Origin of the sequence: Corallococcus macrosporus (genome assembly GCF_017302985.1) — a bacterium.
Lineage (GTDB): Bacteria > Myxococcota > Myxococcia > Myxococcales > Myxococcaceae > Corallococcus > Corallococcus macrosporus_A.
Genome location: NZ_JAFIMU010000017.1, coordinates 461,808 through 484,517 on the forward strand (window position 1 = coordinate 461,808; position 22,710 = coordinate 484,517).

At 70.3% G+C, this 22,710-nt stretch carries 15 protein-coding genes; 14 read left to right on the forward strand and 1 reads right to left on the reverse strand.

The genetic code is table 11. The annotated features are described in order from the left end of the window. Window positions 1-140: 140 nt before the first annotated feature. The 3 genes from JYK02_RS38205 (at window position 141) to JYK02_RS38215 (ending at window position 11,320) form a co-directional block, all read left to right on the forward strand. Window positions 141-7,427 carry a carboxypeptidase regulatory-like domain-containing protein gene (locus JYK02_RS38205; protein ID WP_207057891.1) on the forward strand — a complete coding sequence of 2,429 codons (7,287 nt, stop codon included), beginning with the start codon at window positions 141-143 and terminating at the stop codon, window positions 7,425-7,427. A 102-nt stretch (window positions 7,428-7,529) separates the two neighbouring features. Next, window positions 7,530-10,706 carry a transglutaminase domain-containing protein gene (locus JYK02_RS38210; protein ID WP_207057892.1) on the forward strand — a complete coding sequence of 1,059 codons (3,177 nt, stop codon included), beginning with the start codon at window positions 7,530-7,532 and terminating at the stop codon, window positions 10,704-10,706. Further along, complete coding sequence (locus tag JYK02_RS38215; RefSeq protein WP_207057893.1) at window positions 10,703-11,320, forward strand: DUF6714 family protein; 618 nt, start codon at window positions 10,703-10,705, stop codon at window positions 11,318-11,320. The genes JYK02_RS38210 and JYK02_RS38215 overlap by 4 nt, the downstream gene beginning before the upstream one ends. Here JYK02_RS38215 and JYK02_RS38220 read toward each other — a convergent pair whose 3' ends face one another. Next, on the reverse strand, window positions 11,321-11,554 hold the full coding sequence (locus JYK02_RS38220) for a hypothetical protein (protein WP_207057894.1): 234 nt from the start codon (window positions 11,552-11,554) through the stop codon (window positions 11,321-11,323). It lies immediately after the preceding gene. Window positions 11,555-11,674: 120 nt separating this feature from the next. Here JYK02_RS38220 and JYK02_RS38225 point away from each other — a divergent pair, with 120 nt between their 5' ends. The 11 genes from JYK02_RS38225 (at window position 11,675) to JYK02_RS38275 (ending at window position 22,706) form a co-directional block, all read left to right on the forward strand. Beyond that, window positions 11,675-12,967, forward strand: a complete 1,293-nt coding sequence (locus JYK02_RS38225) for an APC family permease (RefSeq protein ID WP_207057895.1) — start codon at window positions 11,675-11,677, stop codon at window positions 12,965-12,967. Beyond that, on the forward strand, window positions 12,964-13,209 hold the full coding sequence (locus JYK02_RS38230) for a hypothetical protein (protein WP_207057896.1): 246 nt from the start codon (window positions 12,964-12,966) through the stop codon (window positions 13,207-13,209). Before JYK02_RS38225 ends, JYK02_RS38230 begins: the two co-directional genes overlap by 4 nt. Before the next feature lie 185 nt (window positions 13,210-13,394). Beyond that, window positions 13,395-13,574, forward strand: a complete 180-nt coding sequence (locus JYK02_RS38235; protein ID WP_207057897.1) for a hypothetical protein — start codon at window positions 13,395-13,397, stop codon at window positions 13,572-13,574. Window positions 13,575-13,802: 228 nt separating this feature from the next. Beyond that, window positions 13,803-14,762: an efflux RND transporter periplasmic adaptor subunit gene (locus tag JYK02_RS38240; RefSeq protein ID WP_207057898.1), complete on the forward strand. Its 960-nt coding sequence runs from the start codon at window positions 13,803-13,805 to the stop codon at window positions 14,760-14,762. A 61-nt stretch (window positions 14,763-14,823) separates the two neighbouring features. Further along, window positions 14,824-15,768 (forward strand): HlyD family efflux transporter periplasmic adaptor subunit, encoded by a 945-nt coding sequence (locus JYK02_RS38245; RefSeq protein WP_207057899.1) that lies wholly within the window; start codon window positions 14,824-14,826, stop codon window positions 15,766-15,768. Next, a complete protein-coding gene (locus tag JYK02_RS38250; RefSeq protein ID WP_207057900.1) occupies window positions 15,758-17,998 on the forward strand; it encodes a peptidase domain-containing ABC transporter in 2,241 nt (746 codons plus the stop codon). The genes JYK02_RS38245 and JYK02_RS38250 overlap by 11 nt, the downstream gene beginning before the upstream one ends. A gap of 149 nt (window positions 17,999-18,147) precedes the next feature. After that, window positions 18,148-19,044, forward strand: coding sequence for a phytanoyl-CoA dioxygenase family protein (locus tag JYK02_RS38255; protein ID WP_207057901.1), 897 nt, complete (start codon window positions 18,148-18,150; stop codon window positions 19,042-19,044). Window positions 19,045-19,142: 98 nt separating this feature from the next. Further along, window positions 19,143-19,358: a hypothetical protein gene (locus JYK02_RS38260; protein WP_207057902.1), complete on the forward strand. Its 216-nt coding sequence runs from the start codon at window positions 19,143-19,145 to the stop codon at window positions 19,356-19,358. Window positions 19,359-19,460: 102 nt separating this feature from the next. Further along, the gene (locus JYK02_RS38265) at window positions 19,461-20,654 is read left to right on the forward strand and encodes a cupin domain-containing protein (RefSeq protein ID WP_207057903.1); all 1,194 of its coding nucleotides are present in this window, start codon (window positions 19,461-19,463) and stop codon (window positions 20,652-20,654) included. A gap of 28 nt (window positions 20,655-20,682) precedes the next feature. Next, complete coding sequence (locus JYK02_RS38270; protein WP_207057904.1) at window positions 20,683-21,894, forward strand: cupin domain-containing protein; 1,212 nt, start codon at window positions 20,683-20,685, stop codon at window positions 21,892-21,894. Further along, the gene (locus JYK02_RS38275) at window positions 21,891-22,706 is read left to right on the forward strand and encodes an FkbM family methyltransferase (RefSeq protein ID WP_207057905.1); all 816 of its coding nucleotides are present in this window, start codon (window positions 21,891-21,893) and stop codon (window positions 22,704-22,706) included. The genes JYK02_RS38270 and JYK02_RS38275 overlap by 4 nt, the downstream gene beginning before the upstream one ends. The last annotated feature ends 4 nt before the right edge of the window (window positions 22,707-22,710 follow it).

Sequence of the window (22,710 nt, forward strand, 5' to 3'; positions counted from 1 at the left end):
CCGCAGGGACATAGCGGGCCTCGGGAGGGCCCCACCCGGCGTCCCCGCCCCGTCCGTTGAAAGGACGACAAGGATTTCACCCCTCCACGTTTGAGGGGTGTCGGCCGGTGGGGCACACCGGTTGAGGGGGAGCCTTTTTCATGCGAGCAGGGGTCGAGAGGCACGCGCTGCGTCAGTGCGGGGTCATGGCCGCGGTGCTGGTGTTGCTGTGCTCCGTGGAGGCCTTCGCGGGCCCGGAGCTGGACTGGCTGGCGTCCCAGCAGAATGTGGACGGCAGCTACGGCGACACGCCTGCTTCGCTCGCGACGCCCTCGCAGACGACCTCCGAGGTCCTGCGCGCGCAGTTGCTGCTCGACCAGGCGCTCCTGCCCGGCTTCGAGTCGGCGTTCACCTGGCTCGACTCCCGGACCGAGGTCCACGCGGAGCTGCTCGCGCGAAGGCTCACGGTCACCGCGCTCGCGGGCCGGCCGACCGTGCTCACGGCGAACGCGCTGCTCTCGCTCCAGACCCGCGGCGGGGGTTTCTCCCACCAGCTGGGTTTCGCTCCAAGCGTGCGGGACACCGCGATGGCGCTGGAGGCCCTGGCGGCGGCCAACCAGGGCGCCACGCCCCAGGCGTCCCGGGCCGTGGCCTTCCTCCTCTCGTGCCAGCTGGGCAACGGCGGCTGGGCGGAGGGCGTCAACGAGGCGTCCCCCTTCCTCTCCGCGGTGGCGCTGCGCTCGCTCTGGCCGTACCGGGCCATCTATGGAGGCGTCGCGGCGGCGCTGACCCGGGCCCAGGGGTTCCTTTGGTCCCGGCGCGGGACGGACGGACTGTGGGGCGAGGACTTCGTGAGCGCGCACGCGCTGCTCGCGTTGGTGCCCACCGTCTCGGAGGCGGCGGTGCTGGACCCGGCCGTGGCGGCCCTGAAGGGGCATCAAGCGCCGGACGGCAGCTGGGGCCAGGACGCGTACACCACCGCGCTGGTGCTCCAGGCCCTCAAGGTCCATGCGGCCCGGCAGACGGGGGAGACCCCGGCGCCCACGGGCTCCGTGGCGGGCTACGTCGTGCGCGCTCACGGCACCGAGCCCCTGCCGGGCGTCACCGTGGCCGTGGGCGGCGCCGAGGAGCTCTCCGTCACCACCAACGCGGACGGCTACTTCCTGCTGCCCCACCTGCCTCCGGGCGCCTTCACGCTGACCGCCTCCCGCGCGGGCTTCCTCCCCGCCAGCGTCGTGGTGGAGGTGCAGCCCCGGCAGGTCACCCTCGCCGGCAGGCTGGCGCTGGACGTGGCCACGCAGACGGGCCTCGTGGCGGGCTCGGTGGTGGACTCGGTGACGCGGCAGCCGCTGTCCTCCGTGCAGGTGGTCCTGCAGGGGCCCACGTCGCGCGCGGTGCTCACGGACGCGCGCGGTGACTTCGACTTCGGCCCGGTGACGCCGGGGACGTACGCGCTGGGCTTCCAGAAGGCGGGCTACCGCGCGGTGTCGGGAGAGGCCGTCGTGGTGGCGGGCGGGAGGCTGGAGGCCCACCCCGCGCTGACGCCGGACGACGTGCCCGTGGAGGACGGTCCTGGCGCGGTGTCCGGACGGGTGGTGGACGGCAAGACGGGCCTGCCGCTCGCGGGCGCACGCTTCGCGCTGAGCGCCAGCCAGCAGGTCCTCACGGGCCCGGACGGCACCTTCGCGCTCGCGTCCGTGCCGCGCGGCAGCTACGCGGGCACGCTGAGCGCTTCGGGCTACCAGTCCCTGACCTTCAGCCTCATGTTCAGCCCGGGCGCGAGCGGTGCGCTGGGCGTGATGACGCTGTTCCCGGTGGACGTGACGCCCGCGCCCACGCGGCTGACGCTGCGGGGCAGCGTGACGGACGGCGTGAAGGGCACGCCCGTGGCCCAGGCCCACGTGACGCTGACGGAGACGGGGCAGTCCGTCACCACCGGCGCGGACGGGCGCTTCGTCCTGGCGGACCTGACGTTGCAGGCCTTCAACCTCGCGGTGGCGGCGCCGGGGTACGCCCCCGCCACCTACGCCATCCAGGTGGGGGCCTATGGCGAGGCGGTGGTGGAGCTGAAGCTGTCGCCGCCCGGCAGCAGCGCCACCACCAGCACCCTGTCCGGCCTGGTGACGGACGCGGCGCAGGGCCTGCCCCTCCAGGGGGCCCGCGTCGCCATCGCGGGCACCGCGCTGTCCGCCCTCACCGGCCCGGATGGCGCCTTCAGCCTGAGCGGCATCCCGGCGCTGGAGTTCACCGTGGAGGTCTCCGCGGTGGGTCATGCGCCCAGGACGGTGGCCGTGCAACTGGTCGCGCACGGTGGCTACACGCTGGACTCCGCGCTGGAGCCGGTGTCCACGGACGGCTTCCAGGTGGTGTCCCTGGAGGCGACGCAGCCGGAGGCGGGCGCCAACGGCACCGTCGTCTTCACAGCGCGCATCGCCAGCCTGCTGGGCGCGCCCCAGTCGGTGCTGGTGCTGGGCGTCGTCCAGGACGCGGCCGGCACGGAGGTCGCGTCGGTGACGCCCTACGCGGTGGGCACCGAGCAGCCCGCCTCCAGCTTCAGCTTCGCGCCGGGCGAGGAGAAGACGCTCACCGTCCCGTGGAAGACGGTGCAGTTCTCTCCGGGCGTGTACCGCCTGGTGCTGCGCGTGGTGGAGCCGGGCACCGTCACGCGCGCCCTGCCCACCGGTGAGGTGCTGGCGGAGGCCGCGGCCTCCTCGCGCATCCTCCCCACCTCCGCGCTGAGTGGCGCGATGAGCCTGTCGCCCCCGCTCACCCAGGCGGGCGTCCCCACGCCGGTGGCCTTCACGGCGCTGCTGCGCAACGCGGGCAACGTGCCGCTCGCGGCGGGCGCGTACTCGCTCACCGTCGTGCACCCGGACACGTCGGAGGTGCTCTACACGGCGCAGGCCACCGCGGCCGCGCTGCCGGTGGGCGGGCTCGCCACGGTGTCGCTGGGCAGCTTCACGCCGCTCGTGGCGGGCAACCTCCAGGTGCGCGTGCGGCCCCAGACGCCGGGCGTCGCGGGTGAGGTGACGGACCGGCTCTACGTGGGCGACAAGGCCACGGGCAGCTTCACCGTCAGCCGCACCGTCGTGCCGGAGGGCACGCAGACGGTGCGCGGCCACATCGGTCTGCAGGGCGTGGACACCGCGCAGGGCGGCAGCACGGATCCGCTGTTCGCGTTCGTGAAGGAGGCGGTGCGCCGGGGTGGTGAATACACCGCGCCCCAGGCGGAGGCCTGGCACCGGGCGAACCGCTGCCTGGGCTGCCACATCCAGACCCAGAGCCTGCTGGGACTCGCCAGCTCCTTCGACAAGGCCCCGGTGGACCGGCGGGCCGCGACGTCGCTCTACAACAACGTCTCCACCAGCCCGTACGCGGACGGCGCGCTGCGCATCTCCCACCCGGAGTTCACCCGCACGCAGACGACGCTGGGCCTGTGGTCGCTGTCCGCGTGGCCGGACGTGCCGGGCACCTTCCGCGCGAAGTACCGGGCGGCGCGCTTCCTCTTCGACCGCCGCCAGCAGTCCGGGGACCGGACGTGGTTCACGCCGGACTACGGCGGCTACTGGTTCGGCTCGGACGTGGGCCACACGGCCCTGACGGTGAAGGGCTTCGCCAACCTGCTGAAGGACGCCACGCGCCCGGACATGGCCGCGGGCGTCACGGACTACGCGCTCGTGCCGGTGGGCAGCGTGTCGACGGGCGCGAACGGCGTCGTCGACCTGGCCACGGGACCGGACGGCACGCTGTACGCGCTCAAGAGCCAGGGCGTCATCGACCGGCTGGACCTGGTGACGGGCGCGGCCACGACGGTGGTGACGGGCCTGCCCACGCCGGTGTCCTCGCTGTCCCTCGCGGCGGATGGCACCTTCTTCGTCACCCGGCAGTCCAACCCCACCGTCATCAAGGTGCGCGGGGACGGCACGCGCGACAACTTCTTCGCGGGCGGCTACCTCACCGACGGCGCGCTCGGGCCGGATGGCTGGCTGTACGCGCCGGACTACTACGGCCAGCGCGTGCTGCGCGTGTCCCCCACGGGCCAGGTGGAGACGTATGCGCAGGGCGGGCTCTTCAGCTACCCCCAGGGCGTGGCCTTCGACGCGGAGGGCCGCCTGCTGGTGGCAAACGCCTCCGCGTACAACCTGCTCCAGGTGGCGGCGGACCGCACCGTGTCCGTGAAGGCGGAAGGCCTGGCGTACACGCCCCAGCGGATGGTGCTCGCGCCGGACGGCAGCGTGTACGTGCTCGCGTCCCAACCGTACTCGGAGGGAGTGCTGCGCGTGCGTCCGGACGGCAGCGCAGAGCGCGTCGCGGAGCTGAGCGCGCCCCGGGCCCTGGCCTTCGTGGGAGAGCGGCTGCTCGTCGCCGCCGCCTCCGGGGCTCCGCTCCGCGAGCTCCAGCGCGCGCCGCTGGACACGTCCGCGCTCGCGGCCTTCCGCGCGGAGGTGCCCCGGGCGGTGCGCTACCTGCTCGCCAGCCACCAGGACAACTCGACCGACAACCTCACCCACGCGCTGCGGATGATGGGGCTCGCGGAGGCGCGCCCGGTGCTGGACGACAGCGCCCTGCTCGCGCAGGTGGAGGCGGCCATCACCTACGAGGCGAACCTGCTGCGCTCGCGCCAGCGCGCGGACGGCGGTTGGGGCCGCTATGTCGGCCAGGGCAGTGACCCGCTGGTGGCGGCGATGGTGGGCATCGCGCTGGAGTACACGGAGCCGTCTCCCACCGACCCGCAGATCCGCCGCATCATCCAGTACCTGCTCGCCACCCAGCGCGCGGACGGCTCCTGGGACAACGTGAACAACGGCCTGAGCACGCGGCTGGCCTCCACCAGCTTCGTGATGGTCTTCATGCCCAAGGCCCTGGAGCGGCTGGGCGGGCTGGACGTGGACCTGCACGTCGAGCTGCCGGCGACGGTGGCGCTCTCCAACCCCACGGTCGCGCCCACCACGGCGGTGCCCGGACCGGACGGGAGCACCGCGTACACCTGGAAGCTGCTGGGCGTTACCCACGCCGGACGCGACGTGGACTTCGACCTCACGCTGCACGCGCTGGCGCTGGGCGAGGCGCGCCCCGTGGCGCTGCGCGCGGAGCTGGAGTTCAAGAACTCCTTCCTGGAGGAGACGGTGAAGTCGCCCCTGGACGTGCCCACCGTGCGCGCGGCCAGCGGCCTGACGCTCGCCATCGCGGCGGCCCCCGGCACGGCCCCTGCGCACACGCCCGTGGCCCTGAGCGCCACGGTGACGAACACCGGCCTGGCGTCCGCCTCCGGCCAGGTGGCGCTGGTCATCCGTGCCGCCGGAAGCACGGAGCCCACGGCCACGCTGCCGCCCCTGATGCTGGGCGAGCTGGCCCCGGGCGCGCAGCGCGTCCTGCCCACGACCTGGGACACCGGGGACACGCTCGCGGGCCCCTATGAAGTGCACGGCCGGCTGCTGGATGCGCAGGGCCGCGTGGTCGCCGAGGGCGTGGCTCCCTTGCGCATCACCGCCCCGGAGGCCGTCGCCTCCACCGCCCTCACCACGGACAAGCCGGTGTACGGCGCGTGGGACGCGGTGCGCATCACGGGCCGCGTGGCCAACGTGGCGCCCAACGCGCTGCTGGCCCCCTCCAAGGTGGAGGTGACGGTGCGCACGCCCGGTGGCGCGGTGCTGGCCACCGAGACGCGGGACGTGCACCAGTTGATGCCCGGCACGAGCCTGGACCTGCCCTTCCCGCTGACGCTGCACGACGCCGCGTCCGGCACCTACCCGGTGACGCTCACGCTGAAGGACGCGCTCACCCGGCAGGTGCTGAGCACCCGCGCCACCACCTTCCAGGTGGAGCGGCGGGACCTGGACGGCCTCACGGGCGGCGTGACGGTGGCGCTGCCGCAGGTGTCCGCGGGCGTGCCCAACACCTGCACGGACACCGTGCGCAGCCTGTCCGCGAGCGGCGCGGCCGGGGTGACGCTGGTGCGCCAGGTGCTCGCGCTGGGCACGGGCGCGGTGGTGGCGCAGACGCGCCAGACCGTGGACCTGGTGGGCACGGCGCCCCACGTCGAGCCGCGCATGGTCGCGACGGCCGGACTCGCCACGGGCGACTACGCCTGCGCGCTCCAGGCGGAAGGGCCGGGGGGAACGCGCTCGCTGGGCTTCGCGCCCTTCCGCGTCGAGGCGCCGGCCGTCCGGCTGGAGGCCTCGCTCACGCCGATGAACCGGGGCCGGTTGCTGGTGCTGCTCGACGCGCCCGTCGAGGGCAGTGGCCACGACAACGACACCTACGGCCCCACGGGCGCGCCGGGACTGCTCGCCCAGAAGGCCTTCCTGGAGACCCTGCTCACCCAGGCGGGCTGGGCGTACACCCTCATCCAGCAGGACCAGGGTGAGAAGCGCTTCGGCAACGAGCTGCGCACGGGGGGCTACACCGCCTACGCCCTCTTCACGGAGTTCTTCACCCTCAACGCCCAGGTGCAGAAGGAGCTGCGCGAGGCCGTCTTCCGGGGCGAGGGGCTGCTCATCGCGGGCGACCATGACGCGCGCAACAAGGCGGTGCAGGACGCGCTGGGGGTGCGGTACTCGAGCACCACCGTCAGCAAGGTGGAGCGCGTGATGCTGGACGCGGCGGAGTTCCCGCTGCTCAGCGGCGAGCTGGCGGTGCTGGCCAGCGAGCGGCCCCTGCGCGTGGAGCGGGTCGGCGCCCAGCGGCTGGGCACCTACGTCCTGGCCGCGGGCACGCCGCTGCCGCCCACGCCCCTGGAGGCGCTGACGCTCAACTCCTACGGCGAGGGTGACGCGGGCTTCGCGGGCATGGACCTGCTGGCCATCGCCACGCGCGACGGGCAGGCGAGCCTGGCCGCGGATGTGCTCCGGGCCCTGCTGGAGCGGGTGCGCCCGGGCGCGCTGCCCACCGGCGCCCGCGCCGTCGTCCCGCTGCGGCTGGAGGTGACCAACCCGGGCATCGCCGTGCCCGTCACCACCGGGGTCGCGCTGCCGCCGGGCGCGGAGGTGGTGGACGCGGGAGGCGGCCAGGTGCAGGGCGGCACCGTGCGCCACGCCTTCGCGCTGGCCGCGGGGGAGACGAAGCAGGTGCGCCTCTGGGTGCGCCTGCCCCCGGAGGCCGGCCCCGCCGTCTTCCAGGCGGTGGTGGAGGGCACGCTGGGCGGGCCGCCGGTGACGGTGACCGCGAGCACCACGCTGCCGGTCACGGCGCCGCCGTCACTCCCCTCCATCCGCGCGCAGCTCAACGCGCTCGTCGCGGCGGGCCACCCGGCCTCCACGGCGCTGAAGAAGGCCAGCGCGCTGGTGGGCATGGCCATCGCGGAGACGTACCCGGACCTCGTCATCGAGGACGTCACGCTGGCGACGGATGCGCTCCTCCCGGTGACGGACGCGCAGGGAATGGCGCCGCGCGTGGCGCTGGGCACGTGGCTGCGTCACGCGACCCTGGGCAAGGAGGCCCCCCACTAGGGGGGCCGTGGCGCACGCGAACCGGGTCGGCAATCTCTTTCATCCACACGATTCATGGACCGAGGTCCCTCCCCGCGAGGGACGCGCAGCAGGGAGTCCGTCATGCAGCAGCAGCTTCGTGAAGCATCCCGCCAGCCGGGCACCCCCTGGATGCGGGCATTGTCGATGGCGGTGACGGTGGCCATGGTCTTCCTGTCGCTCCGGCCCATGGCCGCGGCGGCGGAGACGGAGGCGCGGCAGGCCCAGGCCCACGAGGCGTGGCGGGCGCGGGTGGCCTCGGCCTCCAGCGCGGACCCCGCCCCCTCGTTCCTGGCCTCCCTCCAGAGCGCGAGCACGACGGGACAGCGCTGCTCGGTGGCGTCGCTCCAGAAGCCCGTGCTGACCGCGGAGGAGCAGCACAGCCAGCGGCTGGACGCGGTGGCGGAGCTGGCGAAGCGGGCCCGCCCTGGAGCGCTCCGCACGGGACGCGCCCACCCGGTGGCGGCGCTGCGCGCGAAGCTCGACGAAGCCGCGAGCTCGGGCGCGGCGCTGGAGGCGTCCTTCGCGTCCGCGGAGCAGACCCTGAAGGACGCGAAGCTTCCCTCCGTCCTGCTGGAGCGGCACCGCGCGGCGGTGAAGGAGGCCCGCGCACGGCAGGCGCAGCTCCTGCGCCTGGCCCGGCAGTTGGACCGGGCGGACGACGCGGGGCTGGACGCGGAGCGCGCGCGGGCCGTGGAGGCCGTGGTGGCCTTCTTCGACCAGCATCCGCAGGGAGAGAAGCACCGGCCCACGCCGCCGGGGCCCTTGCCGTTCCGCAGCCCCGAGCCGACGAAGCGGCTGCCCGCCACGTCCTCCCAGGAACTTCCCCCGGCACTGACGCGCCTGGCGGCGAAGTCCTCCTCGCTCGCGAGGACTGGCGTCAGCGCCGCGCCGGCGGACACGCTGACGGCCACCGAGGACGTGCAGCTCACCCCGGCCATCGTGGCGCTCGCCGCCCAGCTCCATCACCACCCGGTGGAGCTCTACAACTGGGTGCGCAACCACATCGAGTGGGTGCCCACCTATGGCTCCATCCAGGGCAGCGACCTCACCCTGCTCAACCGCCGGGGCAATGCCTTTGACACCGCGAGCCTGCTGATTGCCCTCTACCGCGCCTCCGGCATCCCGGCGCGCTACGTCTACGGCTCCATCGATGTGCCCACCGCCCAGATGCTCAACTGGGTGGGCAACGTCACGCGCGTCGAGGCCGCGCAGCAGTTGCTGAGCCAGGGTGGCATCCCCGCCACCGCGCTCGTGCAGGACGGCGCCATCCGCGCCGTGCGCATGGAGCACGTCTGGGTGGAGGCGCAGGTGGACTTCGAGCCGTCGCGCGGCGCCGTCCACCACACGCCCGACACCTGGGTGCCGGTGGATGCGTCCTTCAAGCAGTACTCCTTCCCGGCGCGGGTGGACGTGAGGGCGGCGCTCCCCCAGGACGTGCAGGCGGAGACGCAGAAGATTGTCGCCAACGTGGTGAAGGACCCCGCGACTGGCTCCGTCACGGGGCTGGACCAGGTGGCCTATGACGCCTGGCTCACGACGATGCGGGAGGACGCCAACGACCGCTTCGGCAGCCAGCCTTCGCTGGAGGACTTCACCGGCCGGCGCGTCATCCTCCCGGAGACGGCCCAGGTGCTGGCGGGGACGCTCCCCTATGCGGTCGTGGCCCGCTCCCAGAGCTTCGCGCGGCTGCCGGACGCCCTGCGGCACCAGGTCCAGTTGACGCTGTACGCGTCCGCGTTCGACCGGATGACGGGGGATGCGTCGCTCACCTGGACCGTGGACCTGCCCTCGCTCGCGGGCCGGCGGCTGGGCGTGACGTATGTGCCCGCCTCCGCCGCGGATGCGGCGGCGCTCGCGGCCTACCGCGCGGCACCGGGTGACAGCCTGCCGCTGTACCAGCTGAATGTCCGGCCGGTCATCCAGATCGACGGCGTGGACCAGGCTCAGGGGCCCGGCGGCCGCATGGGCGAGGACCAGACCTGGGAGGCCCGGTTCCTGTCACCGGGAGACCCCGGCAGCGAGCCGGTGTCGTTCGACGTGACGGCGGGCGAGGAGATGGTGTTCGGCATCGATGGCCAGGGCGTGACCCAGGAGATGATCCACGCGCGGTTCCAGAAGCAGCCGTCGGACACCGCGGCGGAGAACCTGCACACGGTCGCGCTGTACTACTGGGCCCAGTACGACGCCCTGAACGAGGCCGTCGCCGCCGCGCGCGACGCGCGGGTGGTCCGCCTGCCCTCCATCGGTCTGTTCTCCGTGCCGCTGAGCATCCAGTACTACTTCGGCATTCCCCGCCTGGGCTCCTACAGCTCCCGGCAGATGGACGTCGCCCGGTCGCTCATCGCGGTGGTGGACCGGGCCGGCGGACCCACGGCCGAGGTCCACCGCCTGACCGGGACGTTCGCCTCCCTGCTGGAGGGCAGGACGTTCGACGCGCTCTTCCAGCGCGAGCCGGGCTCGGGCGTGTCCGCGGTGCAGCTGCTCCGCGACGCCAACACCCAGAACATTCCCATCTACCGCATCACGGCGGCCAACTACGCGCAGATCGCTCCCCGGCTGGACATCGACGCGGACGTGGCCCAGGAGATCGCCAATGCCGTGCAGGCGGGCCAGCACGTCGTGGTGTCCGAGCGCGCGCCGGCCCACGGCAACTGGTCCGGTCTGGGCTACATCATCGAGGACCCTGACAACGGCACGGCGGCCTATCTCATCAAGGGCGGGCTCAATGGCGGCGCGGACAATCCCTGCAACCGGGAGCGGGCCAAGGAGCCCCAGCGCGTGCCTGTCCTTGAAATCGTCCTGGTGGCCATCCTCATCATCGCCCTCATCTTGTTGCTGCTGATGCTGCCGGAGATCCTCATCGCCATCGGTGGCGCGCTGGAGCCCGCGTTCGCCAGCCTGATGGTCTTCCTGGGCCTGGGGGCCGCGCCCGCCATGGCCGCCACCCCGCCGCCCGGCGCCGGGATGAGCCCTCCCGGGGACTGCACGTCCATCCAACACCGCGAGCTCAAGAGGGCGGTCGGCCTCGCCTGCAAATCCGTGCCATTCTCCTGCGCGAGCTTCCCGAACACCGGAGCGAACTGCTTGGAGCTGGCGAATCGGCGCAACCTGGGACTCGCCTGCGCGGCGGCACGGCAGGCCATCAACGACACCTGCTTCCGCGGGGGTGATGCGGCCCACATCGACGAGCTGAGCAAGGCCTTCGCGGCCGTCGCGACGTGCGAGTGCAAGCTCATCGCCAATGGGTGTCCCCCATGAGCAGTCCGTCGGACTCCGCCCGGGACCTGGCGGCCCTGGCCCGGGTGCGTCAGGCCTTCGCCGCCACTCCGCCGCCCCCGGCTTCCGTGGGGCGGCCCGGGCTCTGGTTCGATGAGCACGGCGCGCCCCACACCTACGACGACCCGGAGTCGGAAGAGGCGGCGGGCCACTTCGCGGGCCGGCCGTGGACGGACTTCGCCAACGCGGCGCTCCTCCAGTGGGAGTCGACGCAGTCGGGGCTTCTGCACCTGTCGTCCCAGGGCCGCGCCTACTACCTGCCCGCGTACCTCATCGCGCTGCTCACCGAGGTGCTCGACGTGGACACGTTCTCCGCGCTGGAGACGGTGGTGGACGTGCTGATGCCCCCGGATCCGCGGGCCCCGCGCAGTGTGCCGGGCGGGCAGGGCGAAGCGCAGTGGAAGGCCCTGGTCCAGGCGCGCATCACCGCGTTCCAGGACTTCGTCGCCGCGCTGGACGGCCCCCAGCGCGCGGCGGTCGCGGCCTTCCTGGACGCCATGGTCCCCCGGTTCGGGAACACCCCGCCGCCCAATCCGGCACGCGTGGCGCTGGATGAGTTCTGGGCCACCTGGCTCCCGGCACTGTCTGGCGTTTGATCAGTAGCCGGTGCCGCCGCAGTGATTGTTCATGCCGTCCTCGGTGCCGTACGGGATGCCGTCCTCGCAGACCTGGTGGCTGGGCGCGTAGATGTCCTGCCAGATCATGCCTCCGGGGGAAGAGACCAGGGTGAAGGAGGAGCCGCCGAAGTTCGACGTCCAGAAGCCCATGACGTCGGGGCTGCCCTCCACGGCATCGAGCAACTCGGAGATGTTCTTGCGCGTGTAACGCATGGCGGGGTTCCTTGAGAGGAGATGAATTCGCGGATTCACCGTATCCGTGCTCCAGTGGAGTTTCCTCTCCCCTTTTTGTCCATGACCACCGGAACCCATTCGTCTCCTTCTGAGCCGGGCATGCGGCGCGCGGTATCGCGCTGGGAAATCGTCGGGTTCTCCATCAACGACGTCATCGGCAGCGGCGTCTACCTGCTGCCCGCGGCGGCCGCCGCGAACCTGGGCTCGGCCAGCACGGGCGCGGTCGTGCTCGCGGGGCTGGCGGTGCTGCTGCTCGTGCTCTGCTTCGCGGAGGCGGCCAGCTACTTCGACAAGCCCGGCAGCGCCTATCTCTACACGCGTGAAGCCTTTGGCGAACGGGTGGGGTTCCAGGTCGGCTGGATGACGTGGCTGGCGCGCGTCTCGTCCGTGGCCTCGCTGTCCGTGGGCTTCTCCCGCGCGCTGGGCTTCCTGTGGCCCGCGGCGAACTCGGGTCTGGGCCAGGGCCTGGCCATCGCCGTGCCCCTGCTCGCGCTCACCGCCATCAACGTCGTGGGCGTGAAGGGCGGCGCTCGCACCGCGGTGTTCCTCGCCGTCACCAAGACGGTGCCCCTGCTGGTGTTCATCGCCGTGGGCCTCTTCTCCGTGTCCGTGCCGCTGGCGACGTCGGTGGCTCCCAGGGAGGGCGGCAACCTGGGGGCCGCGGTGCTGCTGCTGCTGTTCGCCTACGCCGGCTTCGAGAACACGGCGGCTCCGGCGGGTGAGTTCAAGAACCCCCGCCGCGACGTGCCCTTCGCGCTCGTCGTGCAGATTGGCGTGGTCACGCTCATCTACACGGCGGTGCAGTGGGTGGCGCTGGGCACGCTGCCCGGGGTCGCGGACGCGCAGACGCCGCTCGCGAACGCCGCCGCGCGGTTCCTTGGCGGCTGGGGTGGGCTCCTCATGACGGTGGGCGGGGTGCTGTCCATCCTGGGGACCAACAGCAACACCGTGCTCGCCGGGCCGCGCTACCTGTACGCGCTGGCACAGGATGGCTTTGGTCCCGCCGCGCTCGCCACGCTGCATCCGCGCTTCCGCACGCCGACGGCCGCCATCCTCACGCAGACGGCCATCGCGCTGCCCCTCGCGTTCTCCGGCTCGTTCGAGGTGCTCGCCACGCTCTCCGTGGTGGCCCGGCTGGCCACGTACTTCGGCACGGCCATGGCGGTGCCCGTGCTGCGCCGCAAGCTCCAGGCGCCCGCGAACGCGTTCCGCATCCCGGGCGGTCCGGTGATTCCCTTCGCCGCCGCCGCTCTGTGCGTCGTCTTCGCGCTGAGCGCGGAGCGGGAGAACCTCATCGCCGGGGCCGTCGCGCTCGCGGTGGGCTTCGTGCTCTACAGGTTCCAGCGCAAGCCGGACGGCAAGGCCGCGCTGACCTCCCGGGAGACGTCATGAGTCGGAAGAGGATGCTCGCCATCGTCGGTGCGGTCCTCCTTGCCGGCGTGGCCGTGGCCGTGGTCGTGCTTCGCGGTCAGGCCCGCGCACCCGGGGACGACGACAACTTCGCCGCCGACCTGGACGCGCGCCCGAAGTGCTGGGTGAAGATGAAGCCGTCCGCGACAGGGAAGTGCTCGGGGCGGGTTTACAAGGGGCAGTGCTACATGGCCAACTGGTCTGAGTGCGCGAAGTACTACTGAAGGGCGCGCGACTGCGTTCGGCTGCAACGCGCGCCGCGTGTGCTGCGCACGCGACCCGCGCACGGCGCGCGGCACCGGTCTGATGAAACACACCGGGCCGCCATGAGCAGCGGTCTGGCGCCCGCCTTGCTTCGCCAGCGTCACATCCCAGGTCGCGGTGCACGCGACCCCAGCGGGGATGTGACATGGAGAATGCCTGTCTGCTGCTCGCGGTGGTGCCCATCCGCTCCCTCGCGGACGAAGAGCCGCGCGACGTGGAGACGACCTGCAACCACGGGAAGCACGCTGACCTGCGGTCGGTGCCGCTGCCCGACCCCGCGACGTCGACCCGGTGCCGAGCCTGGGCTGGAGGCCGCGCCGGATGAGGCCCGGGCTGCCGTCTGGAATGACTTCGCGTCTCAAGACACCTCGGTTGCTGTGCCGACAGGCAGGCGACGACGCCTGCTTTGACATCACGCACCGTGCAGTCATTCCGGGCCCTTCAGGCTTGAAGACGTGTGAGAAAAGAATGCGACCCTGCCTCGTTTCGGCACATTGTCTGACCACAAACTGGATTCGCTATTGTCTGAGTAAGTCCGTATAGTTCCGTATTAATGGTGTTCCGACGACTCGCCAGTGCACTGGGTCTCCTGCTCCTTGTCGTCGTGGCCACGATGGTTGGCTTGCGGGCCCGCACGCCCGAGGGCTCGATGGACCCACGGCCTTCCCAGCCGGAGCCCCAACTCCTGACGCCCGATCCCCTGGCCGCGACGAGCAGCTGGCTGGGCGTCGTCATCGCCGAGGAATCCGTCGACCTGGCCGCATCCCGGGAAGGGCGCGTGGCGAACATTCGCGTCCAGGTGGGGGATGCGGTGAAACAAGGTGAAGTGGTCGCGACGCTGGACGTCACGGCGGCCCAGCAGGAGCTGGCCGTCGCCGAGGCCGAGTTGCTGTCGAGCCGTGCCGAGCTGCGCACCTCGCAGCTCGCCCTGGACGAGGCGCGGGAGCGGCTGGTGCGGCGTGACTCCCAGGAGCAGCTGCGGACCGGGGCCGTTTCCCACGAAGAGGTGTCCACGGCCCGCTATCAGGAACAGACGGCTTCCGCGAAGCTGGAGGTCGCGCAGGCGCAGATCCTCGAGCGCGAAGCGAAGGTGGCCCAGCTTCGCCGCAACGTGACGGAGACCTCCATCCGCGCGCCCTTTCAAGGCGTGGTCGCGAGCCGGTTCGTGGCGACAGGGGCCCAGATCCAGGCGGGCCAGCCCATCCTCCACCTGTTGCGCAGTGGGGCCGTGCAGGTGCGCTTCGCCCTTCCTCCCGCGGATGCACGGCACGTCGCGGTGGGGCAACGGTTGTTGCTGGAGGCGACCGATCAACAACCGATGGTCAGGGGGCGCGTCATTCGCGTCGCGCCCGAAGTCGATGTCGCCGCGATGAAGGTCTTCGCGGTCGCGGAGCTGGAGGCCGGGCCTGACGCCGCGCCGCCAGCGGGCACGGTGGTGCATGTGCGGGTGGAGCCCGGGTCCTCACCCATCGGGCTGCCAACCGTAGCGGGGACTGCCTCGAACCATCCTTGAGACACAGCATGCCCGCCGTTGTGGCACGGCCCTTCGTGCCGGCGGGATCAGGAGCCACACCGTGGGAGGCAATCCATCCATTTTCCGCAAGGAGGCGCTGGAGCACTACCAGCAGCATGGGCGGCAGGACGGGGATGTGCTGCGCATCGCTCCGGAATGGACCCGGGCGGCCTACGTGCTGCTGGTCGGCTTGCTGGTGGTGGCCGCGGTGCTCTGCGCGGTAGGCACCGTGTCCGAGTACGCCTCCGGGACCGCGCTCGTGCGGGTGGAGCGCCGCACGGACGTGGCTGCCCCCCTGGGGGGCGTCGTGGTGTCCGTCGCGGTCCAACCCGGCCAGCGCGTGTCCCAGGGCCAGCTGCTGGTGACGCTCATGTCCGACGACGAGCGCAACTCGCTGGCACGCATCCAGTACGAGTCAGACCTGCACCTGGTGCGATACATGCGCGACCTGTCGGATGTGTCGGCCCGTCAGTCATTGACCGCCCTGCGAGCGGAGCTGGAGCTGGCCCGCTCCAAGCTGGACGCGCGGTCGCTGCGAGCCCCGGTGACGGGCGTCGTGGGGGACCTGCGCATCCAGCCGGGGCAATACCTGACGCCGGGCGCGCAGGTGGCCTCGCTGGTGGAGGACGACGCTCCCGTGTACCTGCTGGCCTTGCTGCCCGGCTACTACCGCCCCTTCCTGCGTCCCGGCATGCCGCTGCGGGTCGAGCTGGACGGCTTCCGCTACGACTACCGGGAAGTGCCCATCGAGTCGGTGGGTGATCAGATCATCGGCCCGGGGGAGCTGCAGCGCTACCTGGGGCCCGACCTGGCGGACGCGGTCAAACCCGAGGGGCCGCTCGTGCTGGTGCGGGCCCGGCTGCCTTCGCGCACCTTCTCCCGGGAGGGGAGGGTGTTCGGGTACTTCGACGGCATGCCCGCCCACGCGGAGGTGGCGGTCCGCTCCGAGCCCATCTTCCTGACCCTCATCCCTGGACTCAAGGTGCTCTTCCCCCATGACGGTTGAACAGGACGCGCCGGGTCCGCGCAAGCCGAGGTTGTCGGAGCGCTTCCCTGCGATGAAGCGGTTGCAGCGGCGCTCGCGCCGGCTCATCGAGGTGCGCCAGCTGTCGGCGACCGACTGCGGCGCGGCGTGCCTCACCATCGTGCTGCACTACCACGGCCGGGAGATGACCCTGGACGCGGTCCGCGAGCTGACCGGCGCGGGCCGCGATGGCGTGGGGGCCCGCACGCTGCTGGACACGGCGCGAAGGCTCGGATTGAGGGGGCGCGCCATCTCCATCGACCTGGATCGCCTGCCCCACCTCCCCGTGGGCGCCATCCTCCACTGGGACTTCAACCACTACGTCGTCTTCGAGAAGATCGACGGCGACCTCGTGTCCATCGTGGATCCCGCCCAGGGACGCCGCACGGTGGCGATGGAGAACTTCCGGCAGCGCTTCACGGGCGTGGTCCTGGTCTTCGAGCCCGCGGCGGACTTCCAGCCCATGGCCCCCGAGCGGCGCAACAGCCTGCGCTACCTGTTGCCCCTGCTGGGACAGGCGGACTCGCTGGGGCGCATCGTCCTGCTGTCCGCCGCGCTGCAGCTCTTCGCGCTCGGGGTTCCCGCGCTCACCGGAATCATCGTGGACCGGGTCGTCCCCCGCGGCGACTACCACCTGCTGCTGGTGCTGGGCGTGTCGCTGGCCAGCCTGGTGTTCTTCCACTTCATGGCCTCGCTCATCCGGGGCCACCTGCTGCTGGAGATGCGGACCCGCCTGGACCTGACCATGGGGCTCGGGTTCCTGGATCACCTGGTGGACCTGGCCTACTCCTTCTTCCAGGTCCGCTCCGCGGGCGACCTGATGATGCGCATGAACTCCCAGGCGCACATCCGGGAAATCCTCTCGTCCACGACCATCTCCACCCTGCTCGACGGGACGATGGTGCTGCTCTACTTCGCCATGCTGTTCATCGCGAGCCCCTGGATGGGACTCGCCGTGTTCATCCTGGGATTGAGCCAGGTGCTGCTCTTCGTGCTGACGCGCAACAAGCGCCGCAGCCTCCTGTCGGAAGGGCTGGAGCTGGATGCGAAGAGCCAGAGCTATCAAATCTCCATGTTGACGGGCATCCAGACCCTCAAGGCCTTTGGCGCGGAGCGGCGGTCGGTGGAGAGCTACTCGCACCTGCTGGTGGACGTGCTGAACGCCTCCCTGGTGCGTGGACGGCTGACCCTGTGGGTGGACTCCGTGATGGCAGCCCTGCGGCTGGCGTCGCCGCTGGCGCTGCTCAGCCTGGGCGCCTTCCTGGTGCTGGAGAAACACCTGACGCTGGGAGAGATGCTGAGCCTCAACGCGCTGACCGCCGCGCTGCTCGTCCCCCTGTCCCAGTTGATTGGTTCCGCGGGCCAGTTCCAGCTGCTGGGCACCTACCTGGACCGCATCAACGACGTGCTGGACACGCCGCCGGAGCAGCCCGCGCTGGGCGTGGGCCGTGCGCCGCAGCTGCTGGGCGGCATCGAGCTGGACAGGGTTTCCTTCCGGCACAGCGCGGCGGCACCCCTGGTCGTGGAGGATGTCTCCCTGCGCATCGAACCCGGGCAGATGGTCGCCATCGTCGGGCGCTCGGGCGCGGGCAAGAGCACCATGGCCAACCTGTTGCTCGGGCTGTACCTGCCGACCTCCGGACGGGTCATCTACGACGGCGTGGACCTGACCCGCATGGACCTGCGCCTGCTGCGCAGCCAGATGGGCGTCGTCCTCCAGGACCCGGCCTTCTTCCCCGCCTCCCTTCGGGAGAACATCTCGCTGGGGTCGCGCGAGCTGCCCATGAAGGCCGTGATTGAAGCGACGAAACTCGCGCACATCCACGACGACATCATGGCGATGCCCATGCAGTACGACACGCTGATGGTGGACCGGGGCTCTTCGCTGTCAGGCGGCCAGCGGCAGCGGCTGGCACTGGCCCGGGCGCTGATGCACAAGCCCGCGGTGCTCCTGCTGGACGAAGCAACCAGCGCGCTGGATGCCACCACGGAAAGCCAGGTGCAGGGAGCGCTGACGTCGCTGAAGTGCACGCGCATCGTCATCGCTCACCGGCTCAGCACCATCCGCAGCGCGGATGTCATCGTCGTCATGGACAAGGGCCGCGTCGTCGAAACGGGCTCGCATGAGACGCTGCTTGCGCTGGGAGGTGTCTATTCCCGGCTGGTCCATTCCCAGATGGAAGAAACACCCGCCATGGCTCGTGGCGCCTGAATTGTTGCCAGGTGTGTGTTGACTGGGGTCGAGGTGAGCTGAACTCAAACGATCGTTCGTCATTTCTGGTTCTGCGGGTTGTTGACATTTCTCATGCTCTGATAGACCATTGCTTTCCCTTCAGCGCTCGGCACGTGAGGCTTTCGAACATGAGTCTGTCCGACCATTGGCCTACCGGTGACGAGCGAGCCTTTTTCGAGCGTGAAGGCTATCTCGTCGTTCCGGATGCCCTCTCACCCGCGCAGGTCAGCAGCCTGACGGAAGCCATTGAGAGGTGCCGCCAGCGGGAGGAGAGCCCTCCGGAGGCGTTCTACAACCGGCTCGACATCCTGGGACAGGACGACGCGTTCCTGGAGTTGGTCGACAATCCGGCGGTGCTGGGGAAGATCAGTGGCCTGCTGGGCTGGAATATCTGGGTCAATCACACCCATTACAATGTGCGGCCGCCGGACACCTCCGCCGAGAAGTATCGCTATGACTGGCATGTGGACGGCGGGATGTTCAGCCAGGACCTTCAATTCCAGGCGCCGATGACCGCCATCAAGGTGGGGTTCTACCTCACCGACCTGGTGGAGCCCGGCCGGGGGCAGACGTTCATCTTCCCGCTGTCGCTCATGGAGGAGCGCAACTGGCGGGAGGAGTTCAGGCCCTTCACCCCTCCGCCGTCAGAGGCCCGGCCCCTGACCGTGAAGGCAGGCTCCGCGGTCCTGTTCCAGCAGCGCACCCTGCACAGCCAGGGGAGCCCGAACCTGTCCGCGTTCACCCGGAAGGCCATCTTCGTCCAGTGGGCGTTCCGCTGGCTGTTCCCCGTGGATGAGATGTCCGTCGATACATTGGATGCGCGCGTCCAGGACCCGGTGCGCAGGCAGTTGTTGGGACTGGATCGCAAGCGTCCCTTTGGAAGGCTGTCCCCGAAGTACTACCCCCGCCCCGAGGATCTGCCCTTGAAGAACCGGCTGATCGAACAGGTGGGCATTTCGCGGATGTGTGAGTTGGGGCCCGCCGCCACGCGCCATCTCACGCAATTGCTCAAATTCGAGCTGTAGCCCAGGTGTAGCACGCAGCACCTGTCGTCCTTACGCCCGAGGTGTATCTCAAGGCAATGGGCCGGCAATTCAACCCCACAACGAGAGGGAGTACCCCCATGAGCAACGTCAAGAGCATCATCCAGAACATGTCTGGTGAGACCCGCGCCCGCGCTGAGGCGTTCGCGAGCGCCAAGGGCCTGTCCCTCGAGGCGGCCGTCGCCTCGCAGCTCGAGGTGGAGCTCACCGAGAGCGACCTGTCCGGCGTCGTCGGCGGCCTGCAGGCCATCGAGAACGTCGAGCTGCCGGACGGCACCGAAGTCATCGAGGGCTGAGACGGCTGACCGCGGCGGGCCCTCTTTCGGGGGGGCCCGTCGTGGGTCGGGTCGCTCAACCTGAGCTGAGACACCTGTCTGATCCCGGGATCCGATGTGAGAATGCCAGACCTGTCCGCGCTCGAGTTCATCCTCCATCCGATGTCGGTCGAGGTGTTCCTGTCCGAGTACTGGGAGAAGAAGGTCCTCCACATCCCCAGGAACCGGCCGGACTACTACTCGCACCTGTTCAGCCTCGGGGAGCTGGATTCGTTCCTGGGTCATTCGATGACGAATGACGAGGTCCGGATGGCCAGGTCGGGGAGCGTCACCCATCCCAACGTGGAGGGTGACAACAAGACGACCCTCTATCAGTTCTACGAGCGCTACCGCGACGGCCACACCATCGTCATCCGGAACATCCATCAGTGCTGGCCGCCCGTGGGGGAGATCGCGAACGCGCTGGCGCGCGCCTTCGGCTGCTACATCAGCACGTTCTCCTACGCGACCCCGGAGAACGCGCAGGGGTTCAAGACCCACTGGGATGATCACGACATCTTCGCCCTCCAACTGGAAGGGGAGAAGGAATGGCGCCTGTATGACTCGGGCCCCGAACTCCCCCGCTACAGCAAGGAGCGCGGCGAATACGAGCGTCAGAGCAAGCCCGCGGACGGGCCCTCCCACGTCATCAACCTCAAGGCCGGGGACCTGCTCTATTTCCCAAAGGGGGTCATCCACGAGCCCCGGACCCGGACCTGCTCCTCGCTGCATGTGACGTTCGGCCTGTTCCCGGACACCTGGGAGAAGATCCTCACGGAGTCCGTGATGGACCTCGCGGATCGGGATCCTCGCTTCCAGGAGAGCCTCCCCTTTGGCTATTCCGTGGAGAAGGCTCACGCCTCGCGGCTGTTCGAGCGGGCCCAGGAACTGGCGGAGGAGGTGTCGGGCGCGGCCCACTTCGAGGCGTCACGCAACCGGCTCGCGGCGAAGTTCCTGGACCGGATCGCCCCGCTGGCGGACGGGCACTTCTCCCGCCTGGGGAGCGGCACGCAGGTGCATGCGGGGACCCCGCTGGAAAGGCGCAGGAGCATGGAAGGCGTCGTGCTCGCCCAGGGCGGCAAGGTGAAGCTCCACTTCCCGGGCGGCCACTACCTGGCGGCTCGCGAAAGCGAGGCGGCGCTGCGCTTCGTGGCCATGGAGGAGCGGTTCCTCGCGGGAGACATTCCCGGCCGCGGCGAGCCCGAGCGGTTGGCCCTGGTTCGCGACCTCATCCAGGTGGGTTTCTTGAAGGTCGCGGAGCCGAAGGGCGAACGCTGACGGCAGCGCCCTCTTCCGGAAGACAGCCATGAGCCATTGCGAAAACCTCCAAGCCGTCCTCTCGCCTACGCCCCTGGAGCAGTTCGCCAGTGACATCTGGGAGCGCAACGCCCTCGTCGTCAGGCGCGACGCGCCCGACTACTTCCGCTCCCTGTTCTGCTCCGCGGAGCTTGACGGGCTCATCAACGCGTCCTTCACCAACAACAGCATCCACCTCATCCAGGGGACCCAGTTCGCCGCGGCCTGGCCCCGCCGGCCGCGCAAGACGACGCTCTCCGAGTTCTACAAGGAGTTCTCGGACGGAAAGAGCCTGGCCCTCCGGGAGATGCACGTCCGCTGGAAGCCCATCACCCGGCTGGTCAGCGCCATCGCGCGGCAGTCTGGCTTTGTCATCACCGCGGATTTGATCGCGGCGCCGCCCCGCTCGTGCAACGCCGGCGCCTGGAACGACAGCCGCAGCTTCTTCGTGCTCCAGTTGGAGGGGACGTCCACCTGGCGCCTTCCGCCCGGCCGGTTCAAGCCCCTGCCTCCGGAAGAGGGGGGCGGCGAGTCGCTGTCCCTGAAGGCGGGTGACACCCTGTACCTGCCTTTCGCCAACCTGCCGGGGGGCGCTTCGTCGAGCGACGCACTCCCCATGGTGGAGACCCAGGACTCGCACTCCCTGCACCTCGTGTTCACCGTGCAGCGGGTGACGTACGCGGACCTGCTGGGCCGCGCCGTCGCGGCGGCCAGCGTCAAGGACATCGAGCTGCGACGGGCGATGGGCTTTGGTGGCCCGCTGCGCCCGTCCGGCAAGGCGAAATCGGAGCCCTGGTTCCGCGAGCTGGCCGCGAAGACCTTCGAGGTCCCGGACTGGGAGGGCGCGCTCCAGGCGCTCAAGCGCGAGCACCGGAAACGGTTGCCCTTCCTTCCGGATGGGCACTTCGAGTTGCTGCGCCATGTGGAGAGCGTTGACGCGACGACGGTCGTCAAGCGGAGGCCGGGAATCGAGGTGCAGGCGCACCTCTTCGAGGGCCAGACCGAGCTCATCTTCCCGGGCTATTACTACCACGGGCCGGAGAAGCTCCTCCTCGCCCTGGACTTCATCAGCGCGACCCCGCAGTTCGCGGTCAAGGACATCCCGGGCTGGTACACGGATCCGGAGCGCGTCCGCCTTGTGAAGCACTTGATTTCAATGGGCATCCTGACGTTCGCGACCTCACCGGCCGCGAAGTCCGAAGTCCGGCCTGAGAGCGCATGAACAAGCCGAGCATCTACCACGAGCATTCTCCCCAGCTGGACACGCTCTGGAAGAAGTCTGTCGCGCGAATCTGGAGCCCTGACGGGGAGACCGGCTGGTACGACCAGTCCCTGCGCGAGGTGATGGTCCTCGGCACGCTCTTGAGGAAGTTCCGCATCGAGCCCCAGGGCGTACTCTACCTGGGCGCGCATTCCGGATACCTGCTGTGGGTGTGGCTGCTGTTGGGCTACCGGAACGTGCTGATGGTCGAGCCGCAGGAAGACGTCTTCAAGCGGCTGGCCACCGTGGCCAAGGCCACCAGCGCGATGGCGATGGTGCGTGACCAGATGCTGGACTGCGAGGAGCCAACGCAGATCCACGTGGCCCAGTGTGCCATCAGCGACCATGACGGAGAGGCGGACTTCTTCGTCATGGCCCACAGCATGTTGAGCTCGCTGCAAGCACCCAACGTGACGGAGTTCGGGCAGCAGCGTCTGCGGGAGGCCATGTCCGTCAACGAGCGCGTGACGGTTCCCGTGCGGACGCTCGATAGCCTTCTGCGGGAGTTGGCGGAGGGCGGGAGCGACACCCGCTACAACACGCTCTACCTGAACATCCAGGGCGCGGAGCTGAAGGCGCTCCAGGGCGCACGGCAGACCCTCAAGCACATCGAGTTCATCCATCTGGAGGTCAACATCAAGGAGCGCTACGTCGGCGCTCCCACGGCGGAGGACATCGATACGTTCCTCGGTGAGCTGGGCTTCGAGCCGGGATGGGGCATGCGCTATCCCACCATTGGCAATGGCCACACGGCCTACGTGAGGAAGCGGTAACGCC